Genomic DNA, 24,209 nt, shown 5'->3' with positions numbered 1-24,209 from the left:
GTATACTTAATATAGTAAGCATTTTTATATTTAGACAAAATTTGACAAAATAGAAAGCTTTTCTTATAATATTTTTAATTGTATGTTTTAAATAAAAACTAAAATAAAATATGAATCTTGATCAATGTAAAAATCTTCTTCAACAAGAGTTGCAAGCAAATCAGTATGAAGTTGATGATGTAGAATCTATGACAATTGATGCTTGGGGTGATAGACAAGATAGAATGGAATGTTATAGGGAGTTTTGATGATCATGACAGATAAATGATTTTGTACAAGAAAAAAAACAAAATTATCAGGATGATTGAACTCAAGATAGAGTTCATTGAGCAGCAGAGGAAGAAGATGATGAGATGAATCAAGAAGAGTTGCATGCTCAAGAGGAGTCATCTCAAGAAGATGAGGGTGTTTTTTGACCAATAATTGAAGAATGAATTCATTATGCACGGATAGGGCTTTTGATTGCATGAGCGTTGATATTATGATATTTTGCTTGGAGGCTTTTTAAATTTCTTTTTGAATTTTTGTATGATGTTTTTAGTGTTAGGAGACTTGTTTATTTGAGGGTTATGTTGCCTAGGTGAGATAGTAGAGAAGAAAGGGAAATGCAAAAAGAGATAGCAAAAGACATGCATGAAAAAATAGCTAGAATGTCTCAGGTATATAGAAATGTACATAAGCTCTGAGAACTTTCTGTATGGGATGTAATTATGTCCTTCATTTTTTGTAAACCAAAACTTTCTCTAGGGATGCATTATGAAAATTGAATGATACAGTATATATTTGCAATTTACCCTGAGTATAAAAATATTTTGGAGTGAGCAATTACTGCTCAGTATTCTGATGCAAGTGTAGAAACTATTGGAGTTCCTAGATTTTTCAAAAAGAAATATAATGACTTAATACCAATGCATCCAGAAAAAGATCCAGTATACCCAGTAAGGGTTTTCAAACAACTGGAAGATGACCCTATGAATAATCTTCTTGATGCTATATGAAAAATTCCTAATGATGATACTTTTACTATATTTATGACTATAAAACCGGAATGATCTTGGTTTAATAATAAAGCCCAAGAATTTTCTACAGCATTATATAAAAAAGATGAGTCGGTTACAATAAATGAGCCGCTTTGGAAAAAAATAATATTTCCTTGGAAGTTAATAGACTTTCTAATATATTGACCTTCAAATGCACTTGTGAAAAAATATTCTGATCCACACAATCCTTATGGTAGTAATACACAATGAGATCCACTTATTCGTATGATTAAAGCAGAAGAAGATGCATTGAACACTATGTGAGATGAAGCAGGTAAGCCTGCATTTACTACATGATTAATGTTGATTACTTCTTCTAATTATAAAGATAGACTTAATGCAAATCTTCAGTCATTAGTTAGTGCTTTGACAATATACAAGGATGAATATAATAATTGACTTGATCAGCCTGAAATTTTGCACGATATCTTTGGTTTTATCTTTAAGCCTTTGTGGAGATTTGCTGTATTTTTTCATTTGCCAAATTTCTTTTATAGGAGAAATATACTTACTGTAAATGAGCTTGCATGACTTTTGCATTTGCCAGATTGATTATTCAACCGTTCTCCTATAATTAAATGGATGGATTACAAAGCTTTACCTGCTCCGGATAACTTGCCTGAATTGAAAGAACCAAATGAGTTCTTTATTACTTGAAAAATAGCTGAAGAATATAAAGATTGAGATTTATCCAAAATTTTTTCTGATAGTAGGCATTGGTGAGTGTGAAAGAAAGTTGAAACAAAAGAAGAGTTGATCCCTATTGAAAAATTTTCAGAAAAAGAACTTCTTGACAAAGAAATAGTAGAAGACAACTGAAAAAAATATGTTAAAAAGAAAAAAAGAATTAAGAAAACTTGACTAAGAGTTTTTAAGGATGGGACATTGCTGTGAATAAATGTTCATAGAAATAGGTTTACACCTGTATATATGAAGAGAAAAGATAGGTCAAGACACCATTATATTATCTGAAAATCCGGTTGAGGTAAGTCGGTATATATTGCATCGCTGGCAAGACAGGATGTTTGGAATTGAGACTGACTTTGTGTGATAGATCCCCACTGAGATTTGGTAGAAGATATATTGGAGTATATACCAAAAGAAAGAGCAAAAGATGTAATATATTTTGATGCTTGAGATGAGGATAGGCCTATGTGACTAAATTTGTATGAGATAGACAATCCAGATCAAGCAGATAGAGTAGTAAATGATGCTACAGAAATTTTTATGAAAATGTTTTGACCAGAGATATTTGGTCCTAGAATTCAGGAGTATTTCAAGTATGCTAGTTTGACATTACTGGAAGATATGGAGGATTGAGCTACTTTGATAGATGTTCCTAGATTGTTTACAGACCAGGCTTTTAGAGAGTACAAAATCAAAAAGGTAAAAAATCCTGTGGTTAGAAATTTCTGGGAAAAGACTTATAATGCAATGGGTGATAGAGAAAAACAAGAAATTATTCCATACTTTAGTTCTAAGTTTGTGAATTTTATTACCAATAGATTGATTAGAAATATTATTTGACAAACAAAATCTGCAGTTAAATTTAGAGAGGCAATGGATGAATGAAAAATACTTTTGGTGAATCTTAGTAAATGAAAAATTTGAGAAATGAATGCTCAGTTGTTGGGTATGATATTGGTTAGTCAGATAAATACAGCTGCTATGTCCAGGGCTGATATACCTGAAGATCAAAGAAGAGATTTCTTTTTGTATGTGGATGAGTTTCAAAACTTTGTGACAGATACTTTTGCAGATATTCTGTCTGAGGCAAGAAAATATCATTTGTCATTGATAATGGCTCATCAGTATATATGACAGCTTGAATCAAATGCTTGAAATAATCTTTGAGAAAGTTGATGATGAGTAAAGGATGCTGTTTTTGGTAATGTGTGAACTATGCAAAGTTTTAAAGTATGAGCACCAGATGCTGAAGTTTTGGAAAAAGAGTATGCTCCAGTACTTTCTCCTCAAGATATAGTATGAATATCCAACTTCAAAACTTATATGAAACTTAATATCAATAATGCAAGCAGTAGAGTGTTTAGTATGAATACTATATGGACAGAAGATTATAAAAATCCAGAAGTTGCAAAAGTTTTGAAAGAATATTGTCAGAAAAAATATTGAAGAAAAAGAGAGTTTGTGGATGCTGAGATAAGTGCAAGACTTGGTATGGCAGATGATTAGTTAGTTTGTTTGGTGTTTTAGTTTAATGAAAAGTGGAGTATACTGGATTCATGAAATCCTGATATTTGGGAAATTATAGAAAAACATGGTATAAATATAGTAGATACTCCTTTTATGTGTTTTTGCTGTTTTCTATTTTTATATCCCTCAAATAGGCACTGTAGTCAAACTTTTCTATAAAATTCTAGTTAATATGATTAATATATGAATTTTCAATATTTTTTGAGAAATTTTCAATATCAATTATTTGTTCAGTATGCACTTTATATCAACTTATATCTCATTTAAATAAACTTAAATTTATATCTGTCAGGAAGTTTGCATTTACTGTAAAAGATTGAAAATTCATTATTAGTATTCCAATTGATAATACAGCTAGATTTCAAATTTTTTTTCAAAAATTTTCTTCATGAAATAATAATTTACCAAAAACTACTCACCAAAACATTTGGAATATTCTTCTAATAGCTGTAACTATTGATGCTGGTCAAAATAAGTAAGCAAAAAGTCATAATGTCTGTCATATTGATGTTAAAAATCATATTTGTAGATTATTATATTTAAAACAAACAGTTAATCATTTTATTCACAAATTGTAAATAGTTATGATAGAAAAAGTAATTACCATAAATATAGAAACTACTAGTATTATTGCTTCTACTGATACATAGTGAGTTATTAAATATTTGTATATAGTAATACCAAAAGCAGCTGTTATTTGGGTTCATAAAACATAATAAATTCATTTTGTAGATATACTTCAATTATAGCTAGAAAAAAACAAAATAAGAACAATAAAAATCACCCCAATTATGTGGTAAGTAGTAATTTCGTATCATAATAATATGTCTGCAAAAAGTAACATAGGTAATACAAGTACCGAAAATAATGAATTTGTAGATCTATCAGCTATATTTATAGCATTCATAGCAAAATAAATAGAAAGAAAGCATGATATTATATATAAAGCAATCAATATTGTTGATAATAAATTTAATTCTAAACTCCAAGAACCTATACTATATAATAAAAAAATAAAAAAAATTATTTTAACACCTTCAATAATAAGTCACTTTTGATAAAAAGATAAATCTTCTCATATTTTTTTCATTTTGGAAGAAGATGATTCTCAGAAAAAAGTTCATAAAGCAGATAACATCAATAAATTTATCATTATTGCAGTTAGTGTATAAATCTGTATATAATATATATTTTAAGCTCTTTTTCAATTTTTTTCAATATTCTTCAAATAAAAAGATAGAAAGAAATATTGAAAAGCTACAAAAAAATTGTAATTACAAAATTGCCCTAATTGCTTATTTATAGCTACAAAAATATAGAATATCAGCCAATAGAGTACGAAAACAAGAAAAATTAATTCAGGATATTAACGATATAGAAAGCAATATATGGCAAAAGTTGGAGGAGTTGTAATAGTGATACTAATTAGATTTATACTATTTATAAATTCATATATCCCAAAATAAAAAATAAAAACACCCAAGATGAAATAGTATAGTAAGTAATCAGCCTGAATAATTTCTCAGCAGTTATACTAAATAGCAATCCAAAAATTGTAGGAAGTGGAGCAAGAACAATTCAAAAGGATGGTAGATTGAGTATTTGATTAAAATTTAATATTATATAATTTATTTACTATTCAAACTATAACAATACCCAAAAATAATTCACAAAGAAATGAAGAAAAGGTAATTGACCATACTATCTTCAAATATATGTAAGAAAAATCCTTCAATTAAAAGTCAGAATAATCACAAACTTAATAAAATAAAATACATTGTTGCTTGTTTTTGGTTGCTAGATACTTTTTGATTGTTGGTGATTATGTTTTTACTATCCATAAAAAATAAGAAAAAAAACAAGGTCCAAAGTATAAATCCTATAGATCATATATCTATGAAAACCTGTAAATATATATTTTCTGGCAATATTTCTCATCAATGATGAATTGCAGGTCATGATGTTCAAAGTCAGTGTCAGAGACTATTTTGTGAAGCAATATAGATAGCATTTGTAGTTTCATTAAAATGCTGAACTGTACTTTCTCGTTTCCATATACTAAATCAGGTAACTACAACTATCAAGGCTGTTGTAAATCGTATTCATACTTTTTTGGCATTTCATACAAGTTGTGAGAAAAAGTAGTATGCTTGTGGCAAGATTCATACAATAAATCATCTTGAGAAGGTTAGAAGTCATGATATTATATACAATCATGAAAGAAAAGTTCATTTGATCAGTCATTTGATATCTTTGTTTGCAAAAAGATCTTTGGGATTCCAATATTTCATACTTATATAAATGAAAAAAGAGAAAAATGCTACCAGAAAAAATCAGAAATTATTTGGTCAGGCAAATATTCAAGAATTTCTTGGCATACCATCTGGTCAAGTGCGATAGTATACTGGAGGCTCTTCTCAGAAAACAAAATCTCATACTGGTCAATATCCAAGATAATAAAAACTATCTTTGAAACCAAGCTTGGCAAGCCACCACACCAAACCAAATCAAACTGCAAACAAAATAATATAAAACAAAAAATTGTAAAATTCTAGTATTTTTTTGATTAATTGTTTTTGGTATGCTATATATCACAAGAAAATTCAACTAGCAAATATTATAAAAAAGTATATGTTGTATTTGTATCATATTATTATATCTCAAATTGATTGATTGTTTAACAAAGAGATAAGAATTCACCATATACTTATCCCAATAATTATGGCAATATATTTCCAAAACTTTTTAATAAATTCAATTATAAATTTATAATTTAAAATACCAACTATTAAAACAAAAACTACCCATATAACCTCTTTTCAAACAGAAAATATCATTGAGTAATCTCATCAAAATATTTGATGAATTATGAATGTGTGTAGTATATGATATAAAAGTATAAAAATTAAGAAAAGCTTAATAAACTTAAACATATAGTTTGTTTTTTTCTAAATTACCCGATAGCATAATAAAAACTTTAAAAAAATCAACAAAAAACTTTTTTGAAGGATTTTTTCTTGAATAAGACCTTTTATTTGTTATAACTTTACTATTTATATCTTATTGATCATATGTTAAAAGACTTGAATTATGTATGTTTTGATTTTGAAACTACTTGATTGAATATTCAAAAAGATGAGCCTATACAAATTGGTTTGGTGCAGTTTGATAAAGATTTCAATATAATAAAGCAATACAAAAGCTTTGTAAAACCATCCAAAAAACTTGATAAGATAAAAGATATAGTTAGTTTTATCACAGATATAACCATAGAAGATATTCAGGATGCTCCTGATATTTATCAAGTTGTAGAGGATATAAAAGGATTTTTTGATGAAAATACAGTTTTGATTTGACATAATGTAGGTTTTGATATACAAATTCTTCAAAAATATTTGGATATAGAATATTTTTTGAGTATAGATACTTATAATTTATCAAGAGTGATTTATCATTTTCTTCCTAGTTATTCTTTGGAGGTGGTATTTGAAAATATCAAAAAAAACTCCAAACAAAATATCCAACTAAAATATCATGATGCACTTTCTGACAGTATTGCTTGTAAGCATATATTTGAAGAATTTGTGAATTATTCTTCGTATATATTTGAAAAATATGATATACTACCTTATATTGTCTCTTGTAACCAATGAAACTACAATAAAATCTATGATTTATCTAGATTTTCTGCAAATAAGTCTAATGATTTGCCTCCATTGCAAAAATCAGTAAATCCTGAGAAAAGATTTTTTTCAAAAAACTGATACGATTTGTTGGATATAGACAACAAAGAAAAAGTATATATATGAAATATAGACAAGAAAAAGCTAATTTCTTGAATTTTATGAAAAAATGAGAAACTTGTTTTTGCTTTTTCTTCTGTATGAAAATTGAAGATAATCAGGCAAATACTATCAAATCTTGGGGTAAATAATATATGAAATTTGTGAGAAGAAAGCTTTATTGATGAAGAAAAAATAAAGAAATTTTTGGAGAAAGATAGTTTCAAAGATTTTGAGGTTGAATTTTTGATGAAATATTTTATCCAGTACGACAAGTGAAGTTGATTTTTGGATATATCAACTTCTCAAGAATATTGGATACGAAACTTTTTGAAAAAAACTGTGAACAAAAAACTTCCCAATATTGTCCTTTCAACTCATTGATGATTATTAGAGAACTTGGATAAATACAAAGATGAACTTTCAGACTACAAAATAGTTTTCTTTGACTGGGATTGGTGGTATATATCTTTTCTTAAATATCTGAACAAACCAATAGATGTATATGATATAGTATATTTACTTGAAAATCTTTCTTACAAATATCATCTTGAATCTGACAAATTGTACCAAATAGATCAGTTTTTCAAAAAATATATGATTTTTTGTTGAGTTTTTTTTCAGGAAATTACAAACAAGTTCAAAAATACTGATAAACCCAAAGTAGAGATAGATGCTGTTTTTGATAACCAAGACTTTTGGAAAACAAACAAGGTTTTTGATGGTTTGAAAAATGATTTCAAACAACTTAAGAATTACTTGGATGAGTATGATTGGTATAGCATAAAGCAGAAGTTTCTTGAGCTTTATTATGTTATGGACAATATTTTTATAGCAGAAAAGAAGATGTATGAAGAAGACAAATTCTATTTTGTACTACAAAAAACTGATAATGTGATAAATTATATGGAGTTTTTGGATAAATTTCAGGATGTAGATGTGGTGTTTTTTTCTAATTATTCCAAAGAAAATTTCAAAAAGCTTGATACTGATGATAGTATGTATTCTGGTATACAAATTCAGTCTGTTTCCAAAAAAGAAAACATAAAAATAGATTGTGATAGTATTTTTATATTGTGTGCCAATAAGTCTTATTCTCAAGAACTTTTATTTTATCTAAATGATAATAATAACTCATATACATTATTGGCAGAGAATATTACTTGATGACTGGGAAAAAATTTGTTTTATGCAAAACAGCAAAACAAAAAAATAGTAATAGGTTGATTTGAGTTTTTGATGTCATTATTTGCAGAAAAAGTATTTTTCAATAAAATTATAAAATATCATATACCTTGACCACTGGAAAAACAAATGATAATGGATGTTAGATATTATAATAATCAAAATGAAGAAACTTTTAATTAAAATATTTTTGGGTAGTTTGATAATATATGTTGGCTTGTTTGGCTTCCCTCAGGAAGTATGAGATAGCAGTAATAAAATCAAATATGATAGGGCTGCAGATTTTTTGATATGAAAAAATTTGATAGAGGAGGTTGAATCTTTTGAAAAAATAAAGGCAGAAGATTTTGTAAAAGATGAAAGTGATATGCAGAGCATTTATAAAGAATCAAAAGAAAAAGCCAAACAAACTATCGAAGAAATAGTAGATAGCAACAATGATGAACAGGAAGTTCATACATCTCCAGTAGAACTAGAGTTGAATGAAGAAACATATTCAAAGCTATGTTCTATATTTGTAGAAAAATGTAGACTTACTTGATTTCATAGAGATATTCAGGTACAGGATAGAGTTTTGTATCAGGCTTTGATGATATACTTAATGAAAAATATAGATGACTTCCTGGATTATGAAAGATGATTAATAGAAACAATTAGAAATATAAATGTTACTCAAAAAAGTTGAAGAAGATGATATGCTTGACATCATAATATAATGATGAATATTCAATCAATCCCAAATGAAATAGAGTTTATGGAAGTGTTTGTGCATGAACTTGGTCATATAATTGACTTGGGAGTTTTGAGATGATCTTGAGGCAATAAACATACAGCTTTTACAGAGTTTGGAGAAGAGGTATTTTATGAAGATGATCCTTCCTTGAGTTTTTATAGCATAAGCTGGGAAGATGAGAATACAAGAAAAGCATCTGCTAGGAGAGAAGATTTTGTGGGTGGGTATGCTATGACAAATCCGTTTGAAGATTTTGCAGAAACTGTAAATATGTATATCAATCATTATGGAGCATTTAGACAAATGGCAAATTATAGTACAAATTTGAGAAGAAAATTTATGTTTATGGAAAGATTGTTTTGATGAGATTATATAAACTATGACCAACAAAATAAACAAAAGGTAAAATCAAATCCAGAGCGGAGACCTCGGGATACTACCAAAATGTATAATTAAAATTTGATTTTTTTAAAAAAAATATTAAAATTGTAAAATAACAAAAATTTTAGAAAAATAAAAAAATAAATGCTTTTAGTGATAGCAATAGTATTGATCAGTATCGGAACTGCTCTAACTATGAATATATATGCAATATTTGACCCATTTATTGAAAATCTATGAGATATCAGAGATTATAATATAGCATATTATGGGGCTACTGCAAGTATAGAAAGAGCAAATCTTGCACTAAGATATCATGATGCAGGTTTTGAATGAGAATGATGATGGAAAGGGCAAGATGAGTATGGTGAAACTTCTGATCATAATAATAAACAGGATTTTTGATCTAGATTCAATATATATTGAAACTGAATGAAGCGAAATATTTCTTCAAGAATTTCAGGTGATGATAATGAAAATAATAATAATCCTGTAATACCAAGGAGTAATGACTGAAATATAGATTTGTGACTTAGATGAGTTGATAGTGAGCACTACAATATTTTAGGGTATAATATGACAGAAGAATTTAAGTTGTTTTTGGATGATTGAAATGATCCTTATGAGGAATCAAGTAGTGACATAGATATAGTTTCTAATCTTGATGCTATTAAATGAAAATTAAGACTTCCTCCTGAAATAAAATCAAGTTTTTCAAATAGAGATTTATGTGATGATACATGTGACTCTATTTGAGATTGAATTACTGATGATATTGTAGTAAACCGAATTTTGTCTGGTGAGTCTAGTGATTGAAATTTTACTATAAATCCTCAAATAGATGTTAATTATGATACTTGAATTGTGTGAACTGAGGATTCAGCAATAAGAGAAGATGTTATCAATTCTTTTTCTGCTTATAATTTGTATTTTGATACATCTAAAAATCCAATAGAAGAAAGAACTCGCCTAATAGAGGAGCCAGCTAATCACGACATAGTGCCTTCAAATCACGATTTTTTAGATAAAAATTTCAGAGAAATTTTTGATGAAACTGAGGAAAATTTATCTATTAGATTTTCTTTGGTAAATGATCTTATTACTTCTAATATTCCTAGTGAAGCTAATTTATATCCTTTCTTGGAATACCAGTTTGAGTTTGAGTGACCAGATGAAATTCCAGATCGTTTTTTCAATATAAGTGGAGTTTGACAAGTAGGAGACTATAGAGTAGAAATTATTCAGAGAAAACCAACATCACAAAGAACTGCTGCCAGTGATTTTGCTATAGTCTTTTAAAATGTGGTTGCTTAAAACAAAAAAATATTTATAAATTATTTTCATAATTATATTTAAAAGCTTATGATAACTTTTTTCTGATGAAAATAATAACAAAAAATAAATATGCATACCTAAATTATGATATTCATGAAAAATTTGAATCATGAGTAGTTTTGAAATGATTTGAAACAAAAGCAGTAAAACTTTGAAAAGTTAATATCAAAGATAGTTTTATCCAAGTAAGATGATGAGAGATCTTCATATTGAATATGGATATTCCTTTGTACAACAAAACAAGTTTCAACATTGTCCCTTGGTATGATTCCAAAAGAAATAGAAAATTACTTATGAAAAAGCCTCAAATAGCAAGACTTTATGAAAGAACAAAAAAAACAGGGCTAGTACTTATTCCCCTGAAAGTTTATGAAAATAAAAGAAAGCTTGTTAAGATAGAAATATGACTTGCTAAACTTAGAAAGAAAGTAGAGAAAAAACAGATAATTAAAGAAAGAGATATACAAAGACAAGCTTCAAAAGATATTAAAAGGCTGAAAATCTAACTATTAAAAGATTCGAATATTTTGTCTATTTCCATTGCAAGATTGTTGTCTTTTTCAGTAACAGTTCATCATGTAGAGTGTGTTGTTGATTCAACAATAACTTTTTTGTATTCTATAATTATTTGAGGATGATGATCTAGTTGGTCTGCTTTTTCTCATACTTTAAATGCGAATTCTAATCCCTTTAAATAAGAATTAAAATTAAACTCTTTGGATATTGATTTGCTGTTTTTTACCCAGTTATCCATTTTGAAGTTTTATTTGTTAAACTTTTCTTCTCATATTTTTAGCCAACTTTTTCCTAAGCCATCAAGATATAGGCACTTCTGTAAATTCCATACCTCAACTAGGTTTTACATAAAGCCTATAGCCGTCCGGATCTACTCTTAATCATGTTTCCCAACATATTTTTCTTCACTTCAAAAACCAATGATAGTTTCTTCAAGCTGGATTTGTTTTCGATCAAACAACTGCTAATTCTTTAGCGTCTTCCAAAGAAAGTTTTCTTTTTGGATAATTAAATCTTTTTTGTCATTTCATTCTTGACGCTTGTTTTTGTAATTGTGCTTTTTTGGCTGCTATTCACTTTTTATTTGTTCTACTTGCCATAAGTTTTTTTAAAAATTAAATATTAAATTGTTGAAATTATAATATATATATTTTCTTTTTTTTCAAGATTTTTTATGATTTTTGTGTGTTTTTTAAAATTTGACAAAACCAAATAACTTAGCTATACTTAAAGTATAAGTGATTTATATAAAAAATACATAATGGCAGAAAAATTTGATTGTTCTATAAAGCAATTTGTTGAATCAGATGAACAAAATACAAGACTTAAAAATCATACTTCTTCCAAGGTGTTAGAAGCTTTTGTTTTAGATAAGGAAGAAGTTGATTCTAATAGTTTGCTTTGATATGAAGATTTTATAAAAGCCTTGAAGAACTGAGATGTATCTTTGTTGGATTTTTTTTCTGCAAGGTGAGTAGACAAAAAATCGTTTGTTTGGATTTTGAATTATTTTGTGGGAGAAAATATTTATGAAACAGAAAATGGTGATTTTGAACTTTCATGAGAATGAGTTGAGATTATTAATGAATATTTTAATGAAGCAGTTGATTTTTATCAAAATGAGTTGTTTTGTAATATACCTTCATCTTTTTTCAAAAACTTTTCAGGAACTACAAAAAACTTAAGATTTAGATCTTTTCAAGATGTTTTTAATTTTGTGGAATGAAAAAGTAATAAATGATCCAATAGATCAAGTGCATACAAACAAATACAGTGTAGTCTTACAAAAATAGTAATGGTTCTTTTATCTGTTAAGACCTGTTCAGAAGCTCAAACTTCAAGAAGTGATTTAGAAAGAATTATAAGAGACAAACTATTTGCAGATGAAAATTTTCAGTTTCCTTTTGATGAATCAGAACTTAAAGATAGTTTGCTGAAAGATATCATAAAGACCAAAACATTTTCTACTAATTATTTTTCTCATAAAGATTTTGAAAATAAGATTTCAGCACCTTATGAAGTACAATTTTCTTTGATATGAAGATCAAAAGAAGATCAAAGTACCATTATGAAGATGATAACACAGCCTGATTATTTGGATATTGATTTGATAAGAGATCATATATGATTCAAGGCTGAAGTTAATTCAGAAGAAGAAGCATTATTTTTGCTTCAATATGTATATTATATATTCAACTGAAATGAGCTAGAAGATATTGATATAAAAAATAAAGGGATTTTGGATGAAAAAACCTTGAATAAAAATAGATGATATTTAAATGATGAATTTTTAGTTTTTTTGGAGGAAGGGATAGTAGATGAAAATTGAAATGTTAAAGATTCAAGGAAATCAAGAACAAATAAAAACTATAAAGACATTAAAATTACTTTTAAAGTATTGTTAGGTGATAGAACTACTTGAGTTGAGTTTCAAATAGTTTTGGTGAACAACAAAAATGAAACTTGATTTTCAAGTCATAAAATTATGGATGCTTTAAGAAGAATAGAAACTTTGATTAGATTAGAGTGATATATTACAAGATCTAGGGTTAGGAAAATAATAAAAAAAATGATAGAAAATGAACCAGATTTGATATCAATATGAAAACAAAAATGAGTAAATAGAGAAAAAATGCTTGAAAATGCAGTAGAAAAAATCTACAATCATTTTATTGATCAAGGAAATATAGTAAAAATGAATATTCCAGAGGCTCCAGACACTATATATTATACCACACCCAAAAACTGGCAAAGACTTAAAAATATGCCTTGGTATCCAGATGGAGCTCAGATAAAGAAAGATTGAAAACGAATTTCAAAGTAATTTAAAATAAAAAATGAAATATGCAAAATAAGCTTGATAAAAGAATATTGGAGACGTCAGATATAAACGAAATAAATCCTGACTTACAAAAACTTAATATAATATCTCATCACTTAGCTGAGAAATCAGAAAGCCTAATTTTTGATTGAGAAAAAAATAAATTGTGCATTCTTACTACCAATAGATTTCCAAATATACTTACTCAGATACTTGATAAAATAGCTGCAAAATGATATAGTTTTGAGTTTTATTATACAGATGAATTAGCTTTTTCTTTGGCTCTTAACTGGTATGATGACTTGCATGCAAAAGAAGAAAAAGAAGAACAAGATGTCAAAGAAAGAAAAAATGTAAGATGAAAAGATGCTTTAAAGATGATAAAAAAAGTTTATGAAGAGAAAGATAAATTTCAAGAAGGTGAGTTTATACAAGAAATTATTAGGTTGAGTTTTCAGTCTTGAGCTTCAGACTTACATCTCCAGCCTGAAGAATCTTGAGTAGTGCTCCGTGTAAGAAGGGATTGAGTATTGAAAACTGTATTTGTTTTTGAACACAAAGAGTTTAGAAAATATATGATGAAATTGAAATTTATGTCAGGCGCAAGAATAAATGTAGATACAATTCCTCAAGATTGAAGATTTGATTTTACTAGTTATGAAAACTGAAAAGAAACAAAAATAGATGTAAGAATTAACTTTATGCCTTGATTAAGAGGTGAAAGTGTGGTTATGAGATTTCTTGATGCTAACAAATCTATACTTTCTTTCTGAAAAATAGGTTTTATGGATGATAGTTTATCTATACTTCAAAATAATCTTCAAAAAAACTACTGAATGATACTTGTGACTTGACCTACATGATCAGGTAAAACTACTACCTTATATTCTATGTTAAATTATTTAAACGATCCAGGAAAGAAGATAATAACTTTGGAAGATCCAGTAGAGTATGAACTTCCTTGAATCCAGCAATCTCAAATGTCAGAAAAAGATTGATATACATATGAAAAATGACTTAAAGCAGTACTTAGACAAGATCCCGAAGTAATAATGGTGTGAGAAATTAGAACCCTAGAAACAGCAGAAATAGCAATAAGTGCAGCATTGACATGACATTTGGTGATATCTACATTACATACAAATACTGCTATAGAAGCAGTTTCTAGGCTTTTGAATATGTGAGTTAAACCTTATATGCTTGCACCAGCTTTGAATTTGGTGGTTTGACAAAGGTTGGTGAGAAAAATACATGATTGTCATACTAAAAAGCAAGCTTGATTTGCAGAGTCAGAAGAAGTTAGAACTACCATAAAAAAAATTAAAGATGCAAAAAAAGTTGATGTTGATTTTGACTGAAACCTTCCACATCCTGCTTGATGTGAGTTTTGTTGACATGAATGATTTTCATGAAGAATTGCAGCTGTAGAAACTTTTGAATTAAACGATGAAATAAAAGATGCTATCGTAGCCAATAAAACATCTTTAGAAATATATTCAATAGCAAGACAATCTTGATATCTAACCATGAAAGAGGACTGATACATCAAAATGCTTAAAAATTATACCACACTAGATGAAATCAGAAGAATGTTGTAATTCTATAATTTTATATTTTCAAATACACTTTCTTTCTCTCAATTTATATTATTTTTTATTACTTTTTGTATTTTTTTTAATCATACAACTTTAAACTCTTTGTTTTGTGTATTGGATTGTTTAATTTTATCTTTTTTGTATTCAATTTTTTCTAATTTTTTTTCAAGTTTTTCTTTTTGGGTTGGTAATACTTTTGGGAGTTTTTGTAAAATTTGATTTAGTTTTTGAGTTTGTTGTTTGTTGAGGTTCTTGATATCATATTTTTGTGAGGCTTTATTGTGATAGTTTTGTATATCTTGATTTGCTTCATATACAGTTTCTTGTATTTTAAGTCTTTGGAGTTGATCTTTTACCATAAGAGTTAGTTGGTGGTCTTCATATTTTTTTTGTAGTTTCTGAAAATTTGTATTTAAAATATTTTTGATATGTTCTTTTTTTTGTGTATTGTTTTGTTGGCTTGCTTTTCTGTATTCAGCTATTGTATCTATAAAATTGTCTCTTACTTGTAACGGAGTATTTCAATCAATAAGATTTATTTTTTGTTCTGCAAAAGATATATTTGTAATTAAGGAAAAAGCAAAAACAATTAAAAATATTTTTTTCATTTCTAAACTTAAATATTTAAAACTTTTATCTATTATATGTAAGATTATATAGCGTTGTTAAAAATAATGTGTATACAAAATACTATTTATTTGATAACAAACTATGTAATGAATATACATAAAAATACAAGACTAACACCACTCCAGAGAAAAGAGGTCTGGGAATACTATAAAAGATGAATGAAGCCTAAGGATTTACATATTAAGTTCAATGTATCATTGCCTACCATATACAAGATAATAAAGAGAGCAAGAACTCAAGAGTTTTTACCAAGAAATTCTATCAATAATAGATTTAGAAACATTAGGCGATGATTACTTAGATTAGCTAAAATAGAATCTAAGATAATAGAAAAGAAAAACAAAGAAGCTAGAAGATACAATAAAAACTACCCTTGAGAAATGATGCATTTTGACACAAAAAAACTACCTCTTATAAGATGAGCAGCAAACAAAAAGTCTGAATACTTATTTGTATGAATAGACGACTATTCTAGAGAACTTTATGTAGCTATAATGCAAGATAAGACACAAGTATCTTCGTCTATGTTTCTTAGACAGGTAATAGATGAATGTCCTTACACTATTGAGTGTGTGTACTCAGATAATTGAGTTGAGTACAAATGAAATGATAAACATGAATTTGTTAAAGAGTGTGTAAAAAGCTGAATAAAGCAAAAATTTACAAAAGTTAGAACACCAAGAACAAATTGAAAAGCAGAGAGGGTTATAAGAACATTAATCGATATGTGGCACAGTAAGGAAGTTTTTAAGTCATCAGAACATAGAAAAATGTCTTTAAAAAGATTTGTAAATCGATATAACACTGTAAAGCCACATAAATGACTAGATAATAAAACTCCTTATGAAGTTATTGAAAAGTTCTATTACTGATAATTTTTTAACAACGCTACCTTTTCTTACATTTAAACATATAATTTTTAAATGAAAAAAATATTTCCTGGTCAGGCAGTAAATGAAAAAGTCTTATTTTTTGGTAGGGAAAATATATTAAGATATATTTTTCACAATTTTAATTATATAATGATTTTTTTATGACTTTGATTTTTTTTTAGTTTGTTTTTGGTTATGTTTTTTGATTTGTTGTTTGCAACTGTTTTCTTTATAATTTTTGTATCATTTTGTATATGATTTTTATTTGTTGTTTTTTGGTATAATACTTATCTTGTTATTACCAATAAAAGAATAATGAAATTTTTAAAAAATTGAATATTCAAAAATTCTTCTCAAGAGATAACAATATATTCTTTACAAGAAAGTACATATAAATATAATTGATTTTTGGATAGAATTTTGAATTGTTGAAATGTAAGTTTTTATTGAAAAGATCAAAATATAGTTATATGGTTTAAATGAATTAAACATCCTGAAGAAGTAACAAGATATACAAGTAGATTAAGAGACTTTCTTATAGAAAATCCAAATTACGATTATACCCAAATATCTGAATTTATACCAAGAAACCTTAGGCAAAAACAAAAATGAAAGAAATAATAGAACTTATTAACTTATTTTATGAATATTTTGTTTATACTGTAGATTTATTTTTGGGATTTGAATATTATTTTTTGTATATCCCCTTTCTTTTTTTGGTTTTTTGATTTTTTGAGACTTTTGCTTTCACTTGATATTTGATTCCTATGGAAGTTATTATAATATGAGTAACTGCATTAATTGTAGATCATAATTATTTAATAATATTTTCTTGATTGGTATTATATATATGAGTTTTTGTGTGATTGATTGTATGATACTTTTTTTGAAATTATTTTTTCAAATGAACTATTCAAACTTTAGAAAAAAACTATCCTACATTAAAACAATATTTTCAAGATATTGATTATAAAATGAGTAGGTATCATTTTTGGTCGTTTCCTATACTTATAAATGTTTGATTTTTAAGACCTTTACTTTCAGTACATTTATGAGCAAGATGATATAATTTCAAAAAATTTGTTTTATGAAGTATTTTATGAACTTTTTTTTATGTTATTCCTAGAATTATAATATGAATTTTTTTGGGGTATTTTTGAAAAATAATTATAGAGTATGCAACAATATGATATCAGTTTTTTATTGTAATTATCTTTTTGATAATATTGTTTGCCTTTTTTATAGATTTTAAAAAATTTAAGAAAAATTTTAAAAATTAGATTATTTTTCAGATATTATATTGTTTATTTTTTTGTAAATATTTTCTTTTTGTTCATTTTGACAAATAATAAAAATTTCTTGAGCTGTTCATCATTTTTTTGCAATATATTTTATTCAACTATCTGTATAATAAGAAAAACTTAATATTTTATGGCTTGATCATTTTTGTTTTCTATAGATTCTTCATGGTATTATTCTTTTGATTTCGTCTATTTTTTGTATTTTTTCTAGTGTTTTTATAAATTCTGGAAGAATATTGTGTTCTGTTTTTATTTTTCAAGTATTATATTTCATTACACAAAAAATATTACTAAATTATAAGTTTCTTCAAATTCTTCTATATGATCACCAAAAAATAATGCCATTAAAGCAGTAGTATTTACAATAAAATGGAATGCAAAACAATATGTTAAAGATCAAGTTTTATAGTATATATAAGATAAAAATAAAGCTAATATAAATAGATTTCCCATTACTTGCCGTTCAAAATGTATCAAAGCAAATATTGCAGCTCATAAAACTCATCATATTATTCAACCTCGTTTTTTAATTAATTGTTTGGTAATAAATCATCTATAAATAATTTCTTCAACTAATGGTCCTATTATTCATACTGCTAGAAATAATAATAAGTAATCATACCAAAAATCTGTTCAGATTCATCATATAGTAGTAGCTACATCTTGTTCTCCAAAAAATCAAGGAATTTTTAAGTCAAAAAAATTAAGAAATAAATATAAAAATCAAGATATTACTATATACAAAATATAAAATCATACTCAATACCATAATATTTTTGAAAAATTGTTTTCTTTCATTTGTTTTTTAAAAAAATTCCAACTGAAGTGTAATAGTTTTTGTATATTATAATTTTTCCATACATAAATTCATATAAGCAGCATTGTTAGTAAAATAATTTCCTGTATAATAACTAGTATAAAAAGATTAATACTTCAAGGAAACTGAGCAAAAAAAGAAAAAATATATTCTAGAAATCAAGGGAAAAAAGCATAAATTGCAATTAAACTTATATTTAACATTAAATATAACAATAAAAACACTCATATTCATAAAATTGATTTATTAATATCATAGTTTTCTTCATTAAAAAAATTTGAAAACATTATTTAATTATTAGATTTTAAAATATCTTTTTTAGCAATTACTAAACTATTTCTTTTATTGTTAAATTTTTTTGTAAATTCTCAGTTTCAATTAGTAAATTCTGATTTTTCTATGATAAGTCATGAGTATTTTAACAGTTTATTTAATTCTTTCAAGCTGAAAATATGGTAATACCTATGAAGTTCTTCTTCTTGAGTTTTCCAAGGTATATATATATCTTTATATGATTTTATTCAACAAGTTAATATTGTCTTAATTAGTGATTTAGATAATTGTTTTTTGTATTTTCTAATAAACCATCAAGAAAAACACCAATTTACCAATATCAATCTTCATCAATAATTCAAACTTTTATATATATTTTTTAAGATCATGATTCTTTCATTTTGTGTTGGTATATGTTGGAAGCTAGCTAGCATTATTATATTATCATATACTTGTTGATTTTGTTTTTTTAAAAAATTAATCATATCATCAACATAAAAATTTTTATTTGGATACTTTTCTTGTGCAATACTAATAAGCTTATCTGATATATCAACTCAAATATAGTTTATATCATCATCAAGATAATCAACTAACCTTCAATCTCAACATCATAAATCTAAAACTTTTGATTGATTTCAAACATAATTTTTAATTATATTTATTTCTGGTCGGTGTTTTTTCCTAGTATTACTGAATTTTTCTCAAATTTTATTGTATATGTATTTTATATCTTCTTTCATAGGTTTTTATTAAAATAATGAATCTATAACTTCTTTATTTTTTGTTGATTTTTGTTGATTTGCTAATTCTACAAACTTTTTAATATCATACTCAAAATCTTTTTCTCAAATATGAATATAATTGTGTTTTAAAAAGTATAATAAAACTCCTAAAGTCATTTTTACATCGTTTTTACAGTAAGATTTTACTTTTTTATAAGCTTCTTGATCTTTGTTTTGCATGTATTGTTTTAAGTATTTTTCTCATTCTTGTCATGATTCAAGTGTTTTTCAAACGGAAATAAGATTTTGAGATACTTTATCAAGTCAAATTCTTTTTCAGGTAAGATTTCGAATAAATTGAAATAAATCGATACTTTTATTATTTAAAATATCTATTTCAGATTCTCACATATTAGCATTATAAATGCTTACAGGATTATCAAAATGGATATTGTTATATCATATTATCCATCAATCAAAATTTAGCATATATTCTACAAATCTTTTGATAGCATCTTCTTCAACAGGTCTATATTTCATAGTTTTTATATGGTTTTCATTTGAAATTATACTATATCAAAGCATAAATTTCATAGTTTGTAGATTGTTTATATCTCATACTGTTTCAATATCATACACAAGATATGGTTTTCATTCAATAGTTTCAAATTTTTTCTCTCTAAATTCATCAAACAATCTTTGAGTAATTGTTTTGTTTTCTTTCATACTCTTTTTTATTTGTTTATCATTTTTTAGTTGAGAGTGTAATTTATTAATTTCATCTTCACTTAGTTCTACTTGTATTTTTTCTTTTTCATCTGAAAGACAAAATCAGTTTGATTGTTTTGTTATTTTAAAAACAGGTTGATTAGATTCAAAAAAATAAACAATATTTCATTCTTTTGAAATATCTTTTAAGAATTCTTTTAAATAAGTATATCTTTTGTTGGTGTATAACTTTTTAAGATTTGTTATAAATCATGTTTTGACTTCAAAAAGATTATTATATGATAATTTTTTGTACATAATAAAAACCGATACAATTATAAATATATATTATTTTATAATTATATCGGTCTTATTTACAAGTTTTATTTAATCTAAAGATTCAGTAACATAATCTTCTGTTTGTTCAATAAATCTATTAATATCTACTTCTTCAGCTGATACAAGATAGAATTGTACTTCCTCGTCCAATACATCTTCTTCATCACTATTTAAAGCTTTTGTAATATTTAGACTATGATTGTTGTTTGGCTCATACTCTGCATAAAAATAAAGTCAAACGTGTTCAAAACTTAGAATATACTTGTCTTCTTCTATATTTTCTTTAAGAGATGGTGATATTCACATGTATTGAGCAAATCTTCTTTGCATGCTTCTAATATCAGAAGAAGAGATTTGTATATCTTCTTCAATTTCTATATTTGCTGAAGATTGTATAAATCTAACTATTTGATTTCATGATATGTTTTGATCTGAATATCTTTCGTTTAACATTTCTTGTATCATATCATTTGATACCTCAAATTCTTCTATCGAATTATCATCTATTATATATTTAAATATTGTTCAATCTCTATCTATTTCTACATAATCCTCACTACATTCTGACAAATTTCAGTTTATGTGATCGTTACTTATTAAGTTTTCTATTTGTCTACATAGTCTGTTATCTATTTCTATACTTTCTCTAAAATCACTTACTACAGATAAAAATGTAGACATTTGTAATGAACCTTCAGAATTAATTAAACCATTAACATTTCTATTTAATTCTGGATTGCTAATATTTGCTTGTTTTATATAAAAACTATATCATTCATTTTCCATAACTAAAACAGCTTGATACCTATTTCATTCACTATTTCTTACAATTCATCTACTATTTACTATTCTATTGCTGTTGTCTACTTGTCTATCTACTTCTGAGTAATCAGAAAAGTTTGAGATAAAATCACTATAAATAGAATAAACTGTTTGTCTTCTTGTTCTTGTTGTAGTAGATTCTTCTTGTTGTTCATTAATGAAACTTATAAGATTTTCATTGTTAATTTTTGATAAAACTCATTCATATCATTCCAATCTATCTCATTCATTTATACTACTCAATCTATTTTCTACTCTTTCAATTCTTCATAATCTTTCTGATCTTTGTTCTCTATCAGCAATATTTTCAAGAAATCAATCTACATAAATTTCATTAAAATAATAAACTATCTCTTTATATTTTGAATCCAATTTGTTTTCTATTAATAAGTTTTCAATAAAAGATGAATAAATAGATATTCTTGTAAAATCTCTAGGATTATTAGCAATTTGTCTCATTAATGTTATAATTTTCATATTATTTATATTTTGATTACTGTATGTTTCACTATTAATACTTCAGTTCAATTCATCAAAAACTTTTTCAAGTTCTTGTATCTTATTGAAATTTTCTTCATAATCTTTTCAACATTCTTCAAAAAACTCTTCATATCAACTATTAGTGTTAAAACTATAAAATACTTGATTTTCTATTCAACTGCATAATCTGTCTTTATATCATTCTTCAGACAATTGTTCAAATATTTTTTCAAATCATTCAATATCATCAAGTATATTGTATGTAGGTAGATTATTTAAGAAATTATTAATATTTTCATTACAAAATCTATCAGTTATTTTTGAGCCAAAAGCACAAGATAATCAAAAATCTTTTTTAAAGGATTCATCCACACTTTCTAAATAATTTTCTCATTGATCTTCTATGCTTATTTGCATATCAGAAAATATTAATTCTTCAAAAATATATTCCAAATCATTTGTATCATATCATGTAGATATTTTGCTAATATTTTCTATTTTTTCTTCTTCAATTGAAAAATTGTTTGGTAGAAATAAATTTCAAGCTTTAACCAAATTATCTCTTGATGAAATTGTATCACCACTTCCAAAATAAACTCATCAAAGTGCTTTTATTTCTACTGAATTTTTATTTATTGATTCTTCTGGAAGATATACTGAGTTTCATTTGTATCAATTGTTAAAATTTGTTTTTCAGTAATATTGTTGTTCTACCTCTTTTATATAATCAAAATCCGAAGATATATTTGCAAAAGTAAAAACAGTTAAACTAACTCCAAATGCTATAAAAAAAATTCATGGTTTTATAAAAAAGTTATATACTTTCTCATATGTGGCAATTATTTTTTTAATTTCTATATTTGAATTTGTTTCTTGTTTTTTTTCTTCCATTTTTTGTTTTTATTTTCTAAATTATAAAATATTATATGTATTTTCATATAAATGTCAAAAAATCATACATATTTTTTAAAAAATAAATAATCACTTGAAATTTTTGGGTGTTTTTATTATACTTTATATCGTTTCTTTATAAGATGGTGGGGTGGCTGAGTGGTCGAAAGCGCACGCTTGGAACGCGTGTGTCCCAATAGGGACCGCGGGTTCGAATCCCGCCCCCACCGAATAAAAAAACCTGATAAATTTATCAGGCTTTTTTATTTTTAAGATTCTTCACTAGTATCCAATAAAATTTTGTTTTTTAATGTTCATTTTTTGATAACTTTTCATCACTCCAGTTCAATTTTACCTATTTCTTTTGAGTTGTACACAAAATCTACTAAAACTTCTATTGAATTGTCTGAATTTACTCTAACAACTCACCATCATTTTCCTGCATAATTAATTTTAGCTAGTCAATATTCATTTACTTTTACAAACATAGTATTTTCTTGAATTAGTCAAGATTCGTCAAATTCTACTGTTCATACATACTCATCTCTAACAGCCAAAGCATTTCAATTTGTGTCAAAACTTCATATATTATCAAAAAATTCATAAGACTCAAAATTTGGAAGTATTACATTTCAATCAATTTCTTTTCCAGTGTTGAAATATTTTTTAAGATACTCAACTAATCATAAGCTGTTTTTTGTTCATTTTAGAATATTTCAAACTCTTTTAATGCTTTTTTCTTTTCATCTAAGTTCTAGCTGAGCATATATCATATTTATTACTTCTTCAATACTTTCTAGAGACAAGAATTCTTGAACTAATTGTAATTCTTCTGATGATATTACAGTTTTATTATTTTCAAATATTTGATCAAAAATATCATTAATTTTTTCGTATCTATTTGCCTCTCTAACTTTTATCATTGAATTGTCCATTGTAATTTCTTTTTCTCATAGAAAGTTAACTAATAATTGTCTTGTTCTGATTCAAGGCACACTTGTTATTACATCTTTATAACTTTCACAATCAGCAGGGTAAGTTTGAGATGTATCAAGTCAATTTCTTGGTTGGCTGTAATGTCATTTTTGTCATAATGCTTGCTCCATTTCTTCTTCTTGTCTAGTTCTATTTTCCATTTTAAAATATTAATTATAAAACATATTATCAAAGGTTTTAAATAATTTATTTTTAAAGTCAAGTAAAAATAAAAAAAAAGAATTGCAAGTCATTAAGGTGATATATATTTATGT

General features: G+C 25.9%; 21 protein-coding genes and 1 tRNA gene. 11 read left to right on the top strand and 11 right to left on the bottom strand.

All coding sequences use genetic code 25. The annotated features are described in order from the left end of the window. The first annotated feature begins 110 nt into the window (after positions 1-110). The gene (locus tag HLG78_RS02485) at positions 111-3,233 is read left to right on the top strand and encodes a type IV secretory system conjugative DNA transfer family protein (RefSeq protein WP_231180667.1); all 3,123 of its coding nucleotides are present in this window, start codon (positions 111-113) and stop codon (positions 3,231-3,233) included. A 184-nt stretch (positions 3,234-3,417) separates the two neighbouring features. Here HLG78_RS02485 and HLG78_RS02480 read toward each other — a convergent pair whose 3' ends face one another. Together HLG78_RS02480 and HLG78_RS02475 are read right to left on the bottom strand one after the other, a co-directional pair. After that, positions 3,418-4,407, bottom strand: coding sequence for a hypothetical protein (locus HLG78_RS02480; RefSeq protein WP_231180665.1), 990 nt, complete (start codon positions 4,405-4,407; stop codon positions 3,418-3,420). A gap of 475 nt (positions 4,408-4,882) precedes the next feature. Further along, positions 4,883-6,187, bottom strand: a complete 1,305-nt coding sequence (locus HLG78_RS02475) for a hypothetical protein (RefSeq protein WP_231180663.1) — start codon at positions 6,185-6,187, stop codon at positions 4,883-4,885. Between the two features lie 138 nt (positions 6,188-6,325). Between HLG78_RS02475 and HLG78_RS02470 the strand changes: the two genes are divergently transcribed. The 4 genes from HLG78_RS02470 (at position 6,326) to smpB (ending at position 11,176) form a co-directional block, all read left to right on the top strand. Continuing rightward, positions 6,326-8,404 (top strand): 3'-5' exonuclease, encoded by a 2,079-nt coding sequence (locus tag HLG78_RS02470; RefSeq protein WP_231180661.1) that lies wholly within the window; start codon positions 6,326-6,328, stop codon positions 8,402-8,404. After that, positions 8,385-9,410 (top strand): putative zinc-binding metallopeptidase, encoded by a 1,026-nt coding sequence (locus tag HLG78_RS02465; protein ID WP_231180659.1) that lies wholly within the window; start codon positions 8,385-8,387, stop codon positions 9,408-9,410. Before HLG78_RS02470 ends, HLG78_RS02465 begins: the two co-directional genes overlap by 20 nt. 69 nt (positions 9,411-9,479) lie before the next feature. Further along, entirely contained in the window at positions 9,480-10,634 is a 1,155-nt protein-coding gene (locus HLG78_RS02460) for a hypothetical protein (protein ID WP_231180657.1), read from the top strand. Positions 10,635-10,714: 80 nt separating this feature from the next. Continuing rightward, positions 10,715-11,176 (top strand): SsrA-binding protein SmpB, encoded by a 462-nt coding sequence (gene smpB, locus HLG78_RS02455; protein ID WP_231180596.1) that lies wholly within the window; start codon positions 10,715-10,717, stop codon positions 11,174-11,176. On the opposite strand, the gene HLG78_RS02450 is transcribed toward smpB, so the two are convergent. Both HLG78_RS02450 and HLG78_RS02445 read right to left on the bottom strand, forming a co-directional pair. Continuing rightward, complete coding sequence (locus HLG78_RS02450) at positions 11,173-11,424, bottom strand: 4a-hydroxytetrahydrobiopterin dehydratase (RefSeq protein WP_231180594.1); 252 nt, start codon at positions 11,422-11,424, stop codon at positions 11,173-11,175. The two genes, smpB and HLG78_RS02450, sit on opposite strands and share 4 nt — an antisense overlap. A gap of 16 nt (positions 11,425-11,440) precedes the next feature. Further along, a complete protein-coding gene (locus tag HLG78_RS02445) occupies positions 11,441-11,785 on the bottom strand; it encodes a hypothetical protein (protein ID WP_231180592.1) in 345 nt (114 codons plus the stop codon). Between the two features lie 161 nt (positions 11,786-11,946). Between HLG78_RS02445 and HLG78_RS02440 the strand changes: the two genes are divergently transcribed. Together HLG78_RS02440 and HLG78_RS02435 are read left to right on the top strand one after the other, a co-directional pair. Continuing rightward, entirely contained in the window at positions 11,947-13,509 is a 1,563-nt protein-coding gene (locus tag HLG78_RS02440) for a hypothetical protein (protein ID WP_231180590.1), read from the top strand. 20 nt (positions 13,510-13,529) lie between these two features. Further along, positions 13,530-15,104, top strand: coding sequence for a GspE/PulE family protein (locus HLG78_RS02435; RefSeq protein WP_231180588.1), 1,575 nt, complete (start codon positions 13,530-13,532; stop codon positions 15,102-15,104). Positions 15,105-15,106: 2 nt separating this feature from the next. Here the strand turns inward: HLG78_RS02435 and HLG78_RS02430 are convergent, their stop codons facing one another. Next, entirely contained in the window at positions 15,107-15,709 is a 603-nt protein-coding gene (locus HLG78_RS02430; RefSeq protein WP_231180586.1) for a hypothetical protein, read from the bottom strand. A gap of 108 nt (positions 15,710-15,817) precedes the next feature. On the opposite strand from HLG78_RS02430, the gene HLG78_RS02425 reads away from it, so the two are divergent. From HLG78_RS02425 to HLG78_RS02415, 3 genes are read left to right on the top strand one after another with little or no spacing between them, the layout of a single operon-like run. Next, entirely contained in the window at positions 15,818-16,606 is a 789-nt protein-coding gene (locus HLG78_RS02425; protein ID WP_231176132.1) for an integrase core domain-containing protein, read from the top strand. A gap of 48 nt (positions 16,607-16,654) precedes the next feature. Beyond that, on the top strand, positions 16,655-17,224 hold the full coding sequence (locus HLG78_RS02420; RefSeq protein WP_231180584.1) for a YdbT family protein: 570 nt from the start codon (positions 16,655-16,657) through the stop codon (positions 17,222-17,224). Further along, positions 17,212-17,883 carry a VTT domain-containing protein gene (locus HLG78_RS02415; RefSeq protein WP_231180582.1) on the top strand — a complete coding sequence of 224 codons (672 nt, stop codon included), beginning with the start codon at positions 17,212-17,214 and terminating at the stop codon, positions 17,881-17,883. The genes HLG78_RS02420 and HLG78_RS02415 overlap by 13 nt, the downstream gene beginning before the upstream one ends. Position 17,884: 1 nt before the next feature. On the opposite strand, the gene HLG78_RS02410 is transcribed toward HLG78_RS02415, so the two are convergent. The 5 genes from HLG78_RS02410 to HLG78_RS02390 all read right to left on the bottom strand — a co-directional run bounded on the left by HLG78_RS02410 (position 17,885) and on the right by HLG78_RS02390 (position 22,959). Continuing rightward, entirely contained in the window at positions 17,885-18,178 is a 294-nt protein-coding gene (locus HLG78_RS02410) for a DUF2103 domain-containing protein (RefSeq protein WP_231180580.1), read from the bottom strand. Further along, positions 18,178-19,008, bottom strand: a complete 831-nt coding sequence (locus tag HLG78_RS02405) for a CPBP family intramembrane glutamic endopeptidase (RefSeq protein ID WP_231180578.1) — start codon at positions 19,006-19,008, stop codon at positions 18,178-18,180. Before HLG78_RS02405 ends, HLG78_RS02410 begins: the two co-directional genes overlap by 1 nt. A gap of 3 nt (positions 19,009-19,011) precedes the next feature. Next, positions 19,012-19,737, bottom strand: coding sequence for a class I SAM-dependent methyltransferase (locus tag HLG78_RS02400; RefSeq protein WP_231180577.1), 726 nt, complete (start codon positions 19,735-19,737; stop codon positions 19,012-19,014). 9 nt (positions 19,738-19,746) lie between these two features. After that, entirely contained in the window at positions 19,747-20,745 is a 999-nt protein-coding gene (locus HLG78_RS02395) for a ribonuclease H-like domain-containing protein (protein ID WP_231180575.1), read from the bottom strand. A 69-nt stretch (positions 20,746-20,814) separates the two neighbouring features. Next, positions 20,815-22,959, bottom strand: a complete 2,145-nt coding sequence (locus tag HLG78_RS02390; RefSeq protein WP_231180573.1) for a hypothetical protein — start codon at positions 22,957-22,959, stop codon at positions 20,815-20,817. A 145-nt stretch (positions 22,960-23,104) separates the two neighbouring features. Here HLG78_RS02390 and HLG78_RS02385 point away from each other — a divergent pair. Then, positions 23,105-23,189, top strand: a tRNA-Ser gene (locus HLG78_RS02385). Between the two features lie 39 nt (positions 23,190-23,228). Here the strand turns inward: HLG78_RS02385 and HLG78_RS02380 are convergent. After that, complete coding sequence (locus HLG78_RS02380; protein ID WP_231180571.1) at positions 23,229-24,095, bottom strand: hypothetical protein; 867 nt, start codon at positions 24,093-24,095, stop codon at positions 23,229-23,231. Between the last annotated feature and the right edge of the window lie 114 nt (positions 24,096-24,209).

It is taken from the genome of Candidatus Absconditicoccus praedator, assembly GCF_021057185.1.
GTDB lineage: Bacteria > Patescibacteriota > Gracilibacteria > Absconditabacterales > Absconditicoccaceae > Absconditicoccus > Absconditicoccus praedator.
This window is presented reverse-complemented; position numbering and strand designations above follow the sequence as displayed.